Origin of the sequence: Nonomuraea pusilla (assembly GCF_900109355.1) — a bacterium.
Taxonomy (GTDB): domain Bacteria; phylum Actinomycetota; class Actinomycetes; order Streptosporangiales; family Streptosporangiaceae; genus Nonomuraea; species Nonomuraea pusilla.
Genome location: NZ_FOBF01000002.1, coordinates 323,898 through 336,425, shown reverse-complemented (window position 1 = coordinate 336,425; position 12,528 = coordinate 323,898). Strand labels below are relative to the sequence as shown.

At 70.7% G+C, this 12,528-nt stretch carries 12 protein-coding genes; 5 read left to right on the top strand and 7 right to left on the bottom strand.

All coding sequences use genetic code 11. The annotated features are described in order from the left end of the window. Window positions 1-11: 11 nt before the first annotated feature. Window positions 12-209 (bottom strand): hypothetical protein, encoded by a 198-nt coding sequence (locus BMX74_RS04450; RefSeq protein ID WP_218153872.1) that lies wholly within the window; start codon window positions 207-209, stop codon window positions 12-14. A gap of 728 nt (window positions 210-937) precedes the next feature. On the opposite strand from BMX74_RS04450, the gene BMX74_RS04440 reads away from it, so the two are divergent. Beyond that, on the top strand, window positions 938-1,297 hold the full coding sequence (locus BMX74_RS04440; RefSeq protein WP_055501739.1) for a hypothetical protein: 360 nt from the start codon (window positions 938-940) through the stop codon (window positions 1,295-1,297). Between the two features lie 707 nt (window positions 1,298-2,004). Here the strand turns inward: BMX74_RS04440 and BMX74_RS04435 are convergent. Both BMX74_RS04435 and BMX74_RS04430 read right to left on the bottom strand, forming a co-directional pair. After that, window positions 2,005-2,388 carry a hypothetical protein gene (locus BMX74_RS04435; protein ID WP_143078554.1) on the bottom strand — a complete coding sequence of 128 codons (384 nt, stop codon included), beginning with the start codon at window positions 2,386-2,388 and terminating at the stop codon, window positions 2,005-2,007. 570 nt (window positions 2,389-2,958) lie between these two features. Further along, window positions 2,959-3,666 carry an alpha/beta fold hydrolase gene (locus BMX74_RS04430; RefSeq protein WP_091098466.1) on the bottom strand — a complete coding sequence of 236 codons (708 nt, stop codon included), beginning with the start codon at window positions 3,664-3,666 and terminating at the stop codon, window positions 2,959-2,961. A gap of 82 nt (window positions 3,667-3,748) precedes the next feature. On the opposite strand from BMX74_RS04430, the gene BMX74_RS04425 reads away from it, so the two are divergent. Then, window positions 3,749-4,696: a helix-turn-helix transcriptional regulator gene (locus BMX74_RS04425; protein WP_091098465.1), complete on the top strand. Its 948-nt coding sequence runs from the start codon at window positions 3,749-3,751 to the stop codon at window positions 4,694-4,696. Window positions 4,697-5,726: 1,030 nt separating this feature from the next. On the opposite strand, the gene BMX74_RS04420 is transcribed toward BMX74_RS04425, so the two are convergent. The 3 genes from BMX74_RS04420 to BMX74_RS04410 are packed head-to-tail and all read right to left on the bottom strand — an operon-like array spanning window position 5,727 to window position 8,249. Continuing rightward, window positions 5,727-6,530 carry an ABC transporter permease gene (locus BMX74_RS04420; protein WP_091098860.1) on the bottom strand — a complete coding sequence of 268 codons (804 nt, stop codon included), beginning with the start codon at window positions 6,528-6,530 and terminating at the stop codon, window positions 5,727-5,729. 28 nt (window positions 6,531-6,558) lie between these two features. Then, window positions 6,559-7,317 (bottom strand): ABC transporter permease, encoded by a 759-nt coding sequence (locus BMX74_RS04415; RefSeq protein WP_055501735.1) that lies wholly within the window; start codon window positions 7,315-7,317, stop codon window positions 6,559-6,561. Beyond that, window positions 7,317-8,249: an ABC transporter ATP-binding protein gene (locus BMX74_RS04410; protein WP_055501734.1), complete on the bottom strand. Its 933-nt coding sequence runs from the start codon at window positions 8,247-8,249 to the stop codon at window positions 7,317-7,319. The genes BMX74_RS04415 and BMX74_RS04410 overlap by 1 nt, the downstream gene beginning before the upstream one ends. Window positions 8,250-8,335: 86 nt before the next feature. Between BMX74_RS04410 and BMX74_RS04405 the strand changes: the two genes are divergently transcribed. Next, on the top strand, window positions 8,336-8,710 hold the full coding sequence (locus BMX74_RS04405) for a nuclear transport factor 2 family protein (RefSeq protein WP_055501733.1): 375 nt from the start codon (window positions 8,336-8,338) through the stop codon (window positions 8,708-8,710). A gap of 507 nt (window positions 8,711-9,217) precedes the next feature. On the opposite strand, the gene BMX74_RS04400 is transcribed toward BMX74_RS04405, so the two are convergent. Beyond that, window positions 9,218-9,523, bottom strand: a complete 306-nt coding sequence (locus tag BMX74_RS04400) for a YbaK/EbsC family protein (RefSeq protein WP_143078553.1) — start codon at window positions 9,521-9,523, stop codon at window positions 9,218-9,220. A gap of 524 nt (window positions 9,524-10,047) precedes the next feature. Here BMX74_RS04400 and BMX74_RS04395 point away from each other — a divergent pair. Continuing rightward, window positions 10,048-10,302 (top strand): hypothetical protein, encoded by a 255-nt coding sequence (locus BMX74_RS04395; RefSeq protein WP_055501732.1) that lies wholly within the window; start codon window positions 10,048-10,050, stop codon window positions 10,300-10,302. 480 nt (window positions 10,303-10,782) lie between these two features. Continuing rightward, window positions 10,783-12,516, top strand: a complete 1,734-nt coding sequence (locus BMX74_RS04390; RefSeq protein ID WP_091098459.1) for an enoyl-CoA hydratase-related protein — start codon at window positions 10,783-10,785, stop codon at window positions 12,514-12,516. Window positions 12,517-12,528: the final 12 nt, after the last annotated feature.

Sequence of the window (12,528 nt, the reverse complement as noted above, 5' to 3'; positions counted from 1 at the left end):
GGCCCGCCTCCTCACCCCGCCCTGAAGCGTGCCACCGCCTCCCCACGCAGCCGCCCCCGCGGCAACCTGCGCCCGTACGCCACCAGCAGCAGATCCTGCGCCGCCCCCGCCAGCGCCGTCCCCGAGCCGAAGGACCAGCCGAGATCGTCAGCCTGCAGCCGCACCCCACGCAGATCGGCGCCGAAGAACCGCGCCCCCCGCAGCGTCACCGCCTCCAGTTGCGAGAACCGCCGATCAGGGGCACGGCCCCGAACCGAACACCTCCCGCACCCTGTCCAGATGCACCACATACAGGAAGACCCGCCCACACCCCAGGCACGCCGACGCCGTCAGATCGCTGACGAAGCGACCACCCCGGCGCACATCCATCTCGCTCGACACGTTCACCCGCATCCGCCGCCCCTCACAGTCCGGACAGGACGCCGACCTCCGCGACCCCGACCTGCGCCGATTCGCCTCGCCGCCGCCGTCCGCTCCCACGAGGAACGCCTCACCGACCTGTTCACCGGACGCCGCCACCACGGCGCCCCCTCGCCATCGCCCTACGCGGCCTGCTCACCGGACTCAGCCAAGCCGTCGTCCTCGGCCTCACCGACACCGCCGACGAACAGTACGCCGCCGACACCGCCCGCGCCCTGGCCACCCCCGCCGTCCTCGGCCCCGCCTGACCACCGCCCCACACCGCCCCTTGTCGTCATGACGGCCCCATGCCCGCTATGACGCGGTTCTGTCGCATCCGAACACCCGTAGGAGGCCTGCCGGTAAGAATCGCACCACAGGCCCAAAGCGACGGTGCGTATAACCGGGGTCGAGAAGACCTGAGGGCCGCCGTTGGCGCTGATATGGATCTTGGTTCGCTCAAGGTCATACAGGGCAATTGCGGCGATTCGGCGGGAACGTCAACCCCGGCCCCCGAGCGGGGTGAAACAATCTTCGCATGAGCACTCTCGCTGAACGACTCCGCGCCGGGGTACGCCACGGCAGCCGAGCCGAGATCGCCGCCGTCGAACTCCTTATCGCCGACACCGAGAGCGGGTGGTTCTATCACGACGAGGGCGATTTCGTCTATTACTGCGTGTCGGACGACCGTGACAACGACACAGCAAGTATCGACTGGGACGAAGCCCGCAGATTTTTCGAAAACGCGGACCCTGACTACGAGATCGCGAACAAGATCGCCATCCTCGACTTCGCCATCGCGCTCATCGAAGACCGCTTCCGCCTCGGCTTTCTGAGCGACCAACAGCGCCGCCTATTCGCGACCGCAGCAGCCAATGCCACCGGGAACGGAGGGTAGAGGAACACGTGACAGGGCGTTGACCTGCGACTCGATCCCGGGCGGAGTGACGGGGTTGCGGCGATGGAGCAGCCACGTGCTGGTCGGACCGGATTAGCGGCCGCATCCTTGTCACGGCATCAAACTACGGCAATGGGATCCAGGTGACCGGACCGACCGTGCGCTCTGTCCGGTCAGGGAGCGATGTTGCCGGCCTCGACCCCCGTAACTACTGAAAACGCTCGATCCAGCTTTATCGCGCCGCAGGGCGCCTGACTCATCCCCGAACGCCCGGACCGAAACCGGCCCTCTGCGGGTGACACCGTCGCGCGCCGTGACCTGCGGCGACGCCGCTCGTTTGGGCCGTGTGGTGCGATTCTTACCGGCAGGCCCTGTTGGCCAGGCACGTCGTCGGCCAGGCCCAGTGCTCGCCGACCAGGATCCGCTGCTCGGCCCCTTCGTCAAGGACGTGGTCCGCGACCTGTGGCCGGTGCCGAGCCCCGAGTCGCCGGGGCGCGGTGATGCCCGCGATGGCGTTGCGGCGCCACAACGTCCGATCACAGGCACATGCCGGTACTCCGCCAGCTTGCCCCTCAGTTCCTCGGGTCGCCGTCGACCTGGCGGAGTCCACTCCCACCAGGCAGCGGATGGCATGAGTAGCCGCCGCCACGGCTTGGTCCAAGTCTCAGGAGGACGAACGCGCCGGGGCTGTTCTCTCCCATCCGCCGTCAGCGCCGAGACAGACCCAGCACGTGGGTGTCGATCTCTGCGATGAGGCTTCGCACATCCTGGGACCTCTGGGCATGGGCGGCCAGCTCGGAGCGGAGCTCTCCCAGCAGGGGCTGGCAGCGGATTGAAGTCACCATCGGAAGCCGTCGCACCGCGAGGCGCCCGGCGTGCACGGCCTGATCGAGGTCGCCTGCTGCGATGTGGGCGAGGCCGAGCAGCGCGCTGTGGCGCAGCGCTGATCGGCGGTGAGCGTCGGAGACGTCGAGGGCGCGTTGACGTAGCAGGGGTTCGGCTTGCTGGATGAGGTGGTTGCGACGTCGGGGACGTGGCGCGCGAGCATGACGAGGGCGCAGCTCCAAAGCGAAAGCGAGCGCCATGGCCACGCTGTCACTCGCCAAGCCGGGACCCGACCCGGCCGATGCCATCGGGCCATGGAAGGACCGGACGCTCAACGCCGAGGACGCCTCAAAGCGGCCTACGCCTTGCCCACCGAGGCCGAAAGGCCGCCGCCCTGGACGCCCTCATCACGGACTACTGAGCAGGGTTCCGGACTGCCCCGGAACAAGATCAACGCCGTTTGGGGCTCATGACACGTTTCTTACTGGTACCCCTAGGAGAACCGCCCCGGCGGCGGCGAACTCAAGCCCGTCCACAAACCGAGCGGGGCCGGGCATCCACCGCAGGGCCGCACCGATGACCGTCGTGACACCCCCGGACATTCGGCGAACCCCGGCCCGCTCCAGCAGGCGCCACCCCGATCTCGGCCAGGACGAGGAGTGCTCAGCCCGGACCTGAGCCCCAGCTCGCACACCGCCGGCACCCCAGCATCCCGACGGATCGTCACACCGCCCCATGTCGGAGGCGTCTTCCAGCACCGCGTCGGGAGGACCGGCGGCGATCACAGGCCCCCTGGGAACAAGCACGAATCAGGCCCGGACACCAAGCGGAGGTCGTCAGAGCAACGCGGCGAGCTCCGCCGGCCGCGAGAACATCGGCCAGTGACCGGTCGGCAGCTCGACGAAGGTCCACTCCGGCGTGCCGAGCGGGGCGAACGCCGGGTTCCCCGAAGCGATCAGCTCACGGATCAACGCCACCGGCATCGTCGAGGCCACCATCGTCTTCGGCGTCGCCGGGATCCGCTGCGGCCGCTGAACCGACTGGGTGACCGCACCCCACGGGTGCGGCGTCGCCCTCTCCCGGATCTGCGCCCAACGCTCCTCGGTCAACCCCGCGAACTGCCCGTCCCCCTCCTTGAAAGAGGGCACGTCGAGCGCGCAACCGTCCCCGACCTGAGCGCGCCAGGCCTTCTGCGTCTCCTCGTCATTGAAGTCGATCACCGCCACACCAGACGGCAGCGGCGCGGTGTCGACGTAGACGACCCGGCTGAGCCGCTCGGGGTACCGGTCGGCGACCGCGGTCACCGGCACACTCGCCCCACTGTGCCCGACCAGGACGACCTCCTCCCATCCGTCCATCGCCGCGACGATGTCACCGACATGCGTCTCCACGCCGACCTCCGCCGACAACTCCCCAGCCCTCTCCGCCAGCCCCGTCAACGTGACCGCCCGCACCTGATGTCCCGCGGCACGCAGCTGCTGCGCCACCTCGTCCCAAGCCCAGCCGCCGAGCCAGAAGCCGGGAACCAGCACGTAGTTCGCCATCTCATCGTCCTTCCAGTGATTCCGATGTCGCTACGCTAGAGCCGATAGCGGACAGAACCCGCCCGGATTAAGTGGGTGACCTGTGTCATATCCGGCAACCCGGATGCTGACGATGCTCGAACTGCTCCAAGCCCACCACGGGCTGAGCGGCCGCGACCTGGCACAGCGCCTCGGCGTGGACGAACGGACCATCCGGCGCTACGCCGCCCGACTCGCCGAACTCGGCATCCCGGTCACCGCCGAACGCGGCCGCTACGGCGGCTACCAACTGATGCCCGGCTACAAACTGCCACCGCTGATGCTCACCGACGACGAGGCCACCGCCGTGGTCCTCGGACTGCTCGCCGGACGCCGCCTGGGCCTCGCCGCCGACGCCACCGAAGCCGCCCTCGCCAAGATCCGCCGAGTGCTGCCCACCACGCTACGAGAACAGGTCGGCGCACTGGAGGAGACCCTGGACTTCACCCTCGCCGACCGCGCGGCGCCGACCCCCGCCGGCCGCGCCGTGCTGACCCTGGCCGCCGCGATCCGCGACCGCCGCCGAGTCACCCTGCGCTACCGCTCCTGGAAAGGCGCCCAGACCGAACGCGAACTGGACGGCCACGGCCTGGTCCTCCACTCCGGCCGCTGGTACGTGACCGGCCACGACCACCTGTCCGGCGAGATCCGCACCTTCCGCCTCGACCGGATCTCCTCCGTCGTCCCAGGGACGGCCTCCTACGAGATCCCCGACAACTCCGACCCGGTGCGGCAGGTCACCGCGTCGCTGGCCCAAGTACCGTACGCGCACATCGTCGAAGTCATCCTGCACGTTCCCCTCGCCGAGGCGTCCCGCCGCATCCCGCCATCGGTGGCCACCCTCACCGAGACAACGGACGGAGTCCTCCTGCAGACCCGTGCCGAGTCCCTGGACGGCATGGCCGCCATGCTCGCCGGGCTCGGCTTCCGATTCACGATCTTGTCGCCACAGGAACTGCGCCCCGCCGTCCGGCGCCTGGCCGAACGCCTGCTGGAACAGACGACGGAATGACACTCCCAACGCCCGGCCGCCGGAGACCACCGCGCAGCTGACGGTGATGATCAGCCCCAGCGCAGAAACGCACCACACGTAACTCCGCGACCGCCGCGGACATCGCCGCAGCCGTTGCTGACCAGCGACAACCACAGCTCGCGACCCGTTTCTCCCGCATTCCGACCGCACCCCCAGAAGATCAGCAGAAAGCCACCGAGGGAGGACGCCGTACAACCCCATCGAGCACCGGCGATGGTCCTCCACCCACCGACCCCACTCCGACCCCGGCAGACCGGCCAGCCGGACCGGGGGAGACCCGCCTCAGCCTCTCCACCGGTCACCGCCTCACGAGCACCGTAGCCCTCGCCACCACACACAACAGCCAACGCCACGACGAGCCGACGCCGGGACGAGCCGCCGCAGAGCGGACCGCCGCACGACGAACCAGAGCGGCCGAGCTACGGCCCGGCTGGGCCGCAGCGGGCCGGGCCAGGCCGTGTCACACCCAGGCAGGGACCAGGCAGACGCAGGCATGGCCAGGCATCGCTAGACAGACCCAGGCAGGGCCAGGCAGGGCCACGCAGGGCCACGCAGGGCGAGCGCCGGGCTCCAGCGCCGCGCGGGGCGCTGGAGCCCGGCGCCGGGCCAGGCCAGGCAGAGCGAGGCCGGCCAGGCAGGGGAGGAGGCGGGAAAGGGAAGGGCGGGCGTGGGCGGGAAGAGGCGAAGCGGGGGAGGGGAGAGCGGCCTTCCTGCTTCCTGGAGGGGGAGGACGGCCTTTCCAGCGGCACGCGCCACGCGGCGGGGCCTACTCTTGGACGAGCAGCCCAAGACGCTGCCGGAGGACCTCGGCTAGCGGGGCCTCAGATGTGGCTCCGGCCCCGCTTCGACGAGCCGCCCAGCGCTCTTGCCCACCGCCCAGCGCTCTTCTTGCCTACCGCCTGGCGGCCTTCTTACGCACCCCCTCCCGCGCCATGCCCCCACCCGACCTCCGCACCCACGAAAGCACCGCAATCGCCCGCACCCGCCTGAGGCGCCCCCACCCCGACAGTCAGGCGCACAGCACCCGCTCGATGCGGCGCGCCGCGAACCACAACCCCGCCACCACCATCGCCACCAGATACGCCGCATGCCCCAACGCGGCCCACCCCGGCGCACCCAACGTCAGCCCCCGCACCAGCTCCACCGCGTGATACAGCGGCAGCGCCTCCACCAGCACCCGCAAGACCAACGGATAATCCCCGACAGGCGAGAACGTCCCCGAGAACAGGAACAACGAGAACTGCGCCGCCGAGATCAGATCGAAGTCCTGCCACCCCCGCAGCAACGTCGACGCCGCCATCCCCACCGCCCCGAACGCCAGCCCCACCAGCATCGTCGCCGGGAACGCCGCCACCGCCCACCACGGATCGGCCAGCCGCAGCACCACCATCACCACCAGGAACAGCGCCGTGTACACCGAACTGCGCACCATCGCCCAGCACAGCTCACCCAGCGCCACCTCCACCGGCCGCACCGGCGTCGCCAAGATCGCCTCGAACGTCTTCGCATAACGCATCTTGAAGAAGAAGTTGAACGTCGTCTCCGCCAGCGCCCCGTTCATCGCCGACGCCGCCAGCATCGCCGGCGCCACGAACACCGCGTACGACACCACCCGCCCGTCACCGGCAGGAACGCTCCCCACCAGAGCACCCACACCCACACCGATCGACAGCAGGTACAGCAGCGGCTCGAAGAACCCCGACACCAGCACCAGCCAGTAGGACGCCCCCGAACGCAACGCCCCCACATTGCGGCCCACGACCGCACCCACCCGGCCCGCCGACACCCGCCGGGCCACCGCCAACGTCACCATCGCCAACCCCCAGCGCCCGAACCCGCGCCTAGTCCCGAAGCCGCCGTGCGAACGCCACCCGCGCCCACGCCACACCCGCCACCGCGAACACCACCAGATACCCCGCATGCGCCCACACCGGCCACGGCGGCGCCACCCCCAGCGTCGCCGCCCGGCACAGCTCCACCCCGTGCCACAGCGGCGAGACGTACGCGAGCGGCCGCACCAGCAACGGCAACTGCTCCACCGGGAAGAACACCCCCGCGAACAACGTCGACGGGATCATCACGAACCGGAACAGCAACGCGAAGTAACTGTCATGGTCGATCGACGCCGAGAACGCCGTCACCGGCGCCGCCACCGACAACGCCAGCAACGCCGCCACCAGCGGAGTGAGCACCGCCCACGCCGAGCCCAGCACCCCGAACGCCGCCACCACCGCCAGGAACACCACCACCGCGACCTCGACCCGCAGCACCACGTACGCCAGCCAGCCCGCGATCATGTCCGGCACCGACACCCGCGTCGCGTACATCGCGTGCGCCTGCCGCGACCACTTGAACTCACCCAGCACGCTGTAGGTGCACTCACCCACCGCCATCTGGAACGCCGTGGACGCCAGCACCCCCGGCACGATCCACTCCACGTACGGCACGCCGCCCACCTCGCCGACGTAACCGCCCACCCCCAGCCCGATGCTCGCCAGGAACAGCACCGGCAGCACGAACGACGAGAACACCGACGCCCGCCACAACCGCTTGTACAACGTCAGGTGCCGCTCCAGCACCGCCACCGCAGGACGCGCCATCAGTCCACCAACGTCCGACCGGTCAGGTGCAGGAACACATCCTCCAGCGACGAACGCCGCACCAGCACACTCGACGGCGCCAACCCCCGCCGATGCACCTCCGACAGCGCCCCGTCACCGTCCTTGGCGTACACCAGGATCCGGTCGGGCAGCACATCCACCCGATCAGCCACCCCCTCCAGCTCGGGCACCACCTCACGCAGCACCCGGTCACCGAACCGCAGCTCCACCACCTCGGCCGACGAATACCGCTCGATCAGCGACCGCGGCGACCCCTCCGCCACGATCCGCCCGCCGTCCATCACCACCAGCCGGTCGCACAACTGCTCGGCCTCGTCCATGTAGTGCGTCGTCAGCACCAGCGTCACCCCGCGCTGCTTCAACCGGAACAGCCGCTCCCACAGCAGGTGACGCGCCTGCGGATCCAGCCCCGTCGTCGGCTCGTCGAGCAGCACCAGATCCGGGTCGTTGACCATCGCCCGCGCGATCGTCAGCCGCCGCTTCATCCCGCCCGACAACGGCTCGACCCGGCTGCCCGCCTTCTCCCGCAGCTGCGCGAAGTCGAGCAACTCCTCCGCCCGCTCCCGCGCCTGCGCCCGCGACAGCCCGAAATACCGCGCGTACGTCGTCAGGTTCTCCCGCACCGTCAGGTCGGGATCCAGATTGTCCAGCTGCGGGCACACCCCCAGCCGCGCCCGGATCGCCGGGCCCTGCCGCACCGGATCCATCCCCAGGATCCGCAGCTCACCCGCCGACGGCATCGACACACAACTGATCATCCGCATCGTCGACGACTTGCCCGCGCCGTTCGGACCCAGGAACCCGAACGCCTCACCCGGGGCCACGTCGAGATCGATGCCGGCCACCGCGGTGAAGTCACCGAACCGCTTGACCAGCCCGCGCGCGTGAATCAAAGGCTGCACTCCAGACACGACGCCAGACCCTAGCCGCCGCCACCGACAGTTCCGCAACCCGATAAACCGTCAGGCCCCACACCCGAGACCCGACAATGAAGGGCATGGACACCCGAGCGGCCGCCCAGCGCTTCGCCGACACCTGGCAACACGGCTGGACCCACCACGACACCGACGCCATCGTCGCGCTCTACCGCGACGACGCCGTCCACATCTCCATGCCCTTCCGCCCGCCGCACGAGGGCAGAGCCGCCATCGCCGACTACGTCCGATGGTCCTTCACCGGCGAGACCGACCCCCAGGTCACCTTCGCCGCACCCCTCGTCGACGGCGACCAGGCCGCCATCGAGTTCCGCGTCCACGCGCTCGACGACGACCGGCCCGTCACCCTCGCCGGCTGCGTCCTCGTCCGCTTCGACGCCGACGGACTGGCCGTCCGAACGCGCGACTACTGGCACACCACCGACGGCCACGTCTGACACAGGACAACGAGGATCACACGCGACAACGCGGGCCCCGCCACACGGCGGAAACCCGCGAAACGGGCAAAAGGCGCGCCCTTAGCGCGCCACCCGCACCCCAGCCCCCGGGACACCCCCCACACCCACCGGAACACCGACAGGACCAGGCACCGCCCCCGGCGCGGACACCGGAGCCGTCATCGGAGCCACCGCCTCGCGAGCCTGACGCGCCCGCTCCTCCTCGGCCCGCCGCTCGGCGCAGCCACCCCCGCAATACCCGTTCGTCACGATCAACCGCCCCCGCAGCGGCGTGTACGCCTCCCTGCCGTCAGCAGGAAGAACCCCCTGACACACCGGGCATAAAACGGACCCGTTCCCCATGTGCTGCCCCTCTCGCGGCGCGAATAGCAGAACACCCACCCTAAGTCCACCCACCCGGAAAAGACAGTCAATCCACAGGGCGTCAAGACGACCGTCAAGACGCCCGCGCCCGCCACGCACCGCCGGGGGAGGGGAGAGGCCAGGTCAGGACGCCACCGCGATCGGCGCCACCCGCGGCGACACCGCCCGCACGTAATCGTCCGTCACCACCGCGAGCGGCCGCTCCAGCCGCGCCGCGTCGAAGAAGATCTCCAGCACCCGCAGCAGGCCCGGATCCACCACCAGCTCCAGGTCCGGGTGATGAGCGAACGGCAGAACCGCCCCACTCACACCGCCCGCCGGCTCCTCGGCCTTCTCCCGCGCCGCGCGCGCCCGCCGCCTCCAGATCGCCCACCAGCCGCCCGAACAGCCCCGCCTCACGCCCTCGGCGGCCACCGCTTCACCACTCACCGCGCGCCACTTCACCCGGCCGCACGCCAGTCGCCCGCGCATGATGACGACAGCTCGCGCACCGCGCCGCCGGGGGAGAGGAGCCCCGGCGCGCGTCGTCGGCAAGGGCGGCTCTTCTCCCGGTACGCGACTCGCGGCACGCGGCGCCGTCGCCGAGGGACGACCTGCCCCGAACCCCGCCGGGCGCGGCGAGAGCCCGGCACGAACAGCGCCGCGCCGGACAGCCGCACGAGCGAACCGGCGGCTCCCGATCGCCGGCGTGCCGCGCACGAGAGCATCGCCGGGGTGCCGCGACCCAGAGCACGGCTCAGGATCGGCGGCAGCGCGCTCGACGGACGGCAGGCACAGCGGCACGACCCGCCGTCCCGCCGCCGCGACGGCGGCAGGGGGGGTGGGCCGGACAAGCGCTACTTGACATAATGTTCATTATCGAGCAATCGGGAAGCCCTGGAAAACAGGGGTTCCCGCGCCGGATCCGCCGCCGCGGCCGACTAAAGCGCCGAGCGCCGGGCAGGTGCCCGTGCATGTCCAGCCTGGCCATCTCCACCCCGGGCCTGGTCGCGCTGACGGCCGTCGTCACCGCCGCCGCCATCTGGCTGATCATCCTGGCCGTACGCGCCACCAAACGCCCCAAGAACCGTCCAAGCCCCAGCATCGACCTGGTCGACCAGGCGCGCGAGCTCAAGGCGCTCGGCCAGATCCAGGAAGCCGTCTTCCTGGTACGCGGCGAGACCGGCATGAGCCAGCGCGCCGCCTCACGCTTCGTCAACCGCCTTTGACCCCCCACCCGCCCCCGATTCCGACATCCCGGCGATACCAGACAGAAGGTGGATTCTGTCTGGTATCGACACGTTCCGCCGGCACCTGCCGATCGACCACCCGGCCATCCGCCATGCGGGCCGGGTGACCGGCGAAGTCCCCCGCCGCGACTCACGCCGCACGCGCCCGCGCCCGTCAACCGGCAGCAGCGCGGCAGCACCGGTGAACGGCAGAGCCCTGGACCGCCCCTCCTCCCCCGGACACGTCCGCCCTTGACTCCGGCGTCAAGCAAGAGCGAGGACTTTCCCGGCAAAGCGGGTCAAATTGGGGCTGGTCAGCGGGGTTTCTGCCGGGAAATGTCAGTACGGCTTGCTGTTCCATGTCAGGATCAATGCCATGTTTGGGCCAATTGGGACAGCCGTTAACCAGTGGGGCCGTACGGGCCTCCCGCGGCGGTCCCGGCCCGCAGCCGTACTCCCCCGCCCGAAGGAAGTCCACCCGTGCGCATCCTGCTGCTTTGCTCCTCGTTCAACGGACTGACCCAGCGCGCCTGGCTGGAGTTGCGCCGCGCCGGGCACGAGGTGAGCGTCGAGCTGGCCGTCTCGCAGGACGTCATGGCCGAGGCGGTCGAACTGGCCAAGCCCGACCTGGTGATCTGCCCGTTCCTGAAGGAGAAGGTGCCCGCGCGCGTCTGGCAGGGCCACCGCACCGTCATCATCCACCCGGGCCCGCCCGGCGACCGCGGCCCCTCCTCCCTCGACTGGGCCATCACCGACGGCGAGCCCGCCTGGGGCGTCACCGCGCTGCAGGCGGTCGAGGAGATGGACGCCGGCCCCATCTGGGGCTTCCGCACCTTCACGCTGCCCGCCGAGGCGCCGCGCAAGTCGTCCCTCTACAACGGGCCGGTCGCCGACGCGGCCGTGGAGCTGGTGGCCGAGGTGGCGGCCAGGGCCGCCGACCCCTCGTTCACGCCGGTGCCGGCCGAGTACGTGGCCTCCCCCGTGCAGGGGCGGCTGCGGCGGGCGATGCGGCACGCCGACCGGGAGTTCTCCTGGGAGGAGCCGGTGGAGCGGATCGTGCGCACCGTGCGGGCGGCCGACGGCTCCCCCGGCGGCAGGACGCGGCTGCTGGACGTTCCCGTGCGGGTGTTCGACGTGCGTCCCGGGCCGCAGCTGCCCGGCCGCCCCGGGACGCTGGCGGGGCGGCGCGAGGGCGCGGTCCTGATGCACGCGGGCCAGGGGACGGTGTGGGTCGGCCAGCTGCGGATGGAGTCCGAGGGCGCGGTGAAGCTGCCGGCCGCCGCGGCGCTGACCGAGGCCATGGTGGCGGGCGCGCTGCCGCAGGGCCTGCTGGACGATGTGCCGGAACGCTCCGGGTTCAGCGAGATCACCTACGAGCGGCGCGGCCCGGTGGGCGTGGTGGGGTTCGACTTCTACAACGGGGCGATGTCCACCGAGCAGTGCCGGCGGCTGACGGCGGCGCTGCGGTACGCGGTGGCGCAGGACACGCGGGTGCTGGTGGTGCGCGGCGGCGAGGTGTTCTCCAACGGCATCCATCTGAACGTGATCGAGGCGGCGCGGCACCCGGAGACGGAGGCGTGGCGCAACATCAACGCGATCAACGCGGCGTGCCGGGAGATCGTCGGGTGTGTGAGCCAGCTCGTGGTGACGTCGATCGGCGGCAACGCGGGTGCGGGGGGCGTGATGATGGGGCTGGGCGCCGACCGGGTGGTGGTGCGTGAGGGTGTGGTGCTGAACCCGCACTACCGGACGATGGGGTTGTTCGGCAGTGAGTACTGGACGTACGTGCTGCCGCGGCGGGTGGGGGCGGAGCAGGCGGCGCGGCTGACGGGGCGGGCGCTGCCGGTGGGCGCGGCGGAGGCCGTGGAGGTGGGGCTGGCGGACCGGATGCTGGCGGGGCCGCGGGCGGAGTTCGAGCGGCGGGTGCTGGAGTATGCTGAGCGCCTGGCGGTGGATGCCCGGTATGAGGAGTTGCTGGGTGTTCGTCGGCGGGTGCGGGAGTCGGACGAGCGGCGCAGGCCGCTGGAGGCGTACCGGGCCGAGGAGCTGGCGGAGATGAGCCGGGACATGTTCGACGACCGCAACGGCTTCCGGGCGGCGCGGCAGGCGTTCGTGCACAAGCGGAAGGCGCAGGCCACTCCGGTGCATCTGGCGGCGCACCGGGAGTTGTCCGGCGCGTCGGGACCCGGCTTCGCGGTGCCATCTCATATGTGAGATATGGTCTCG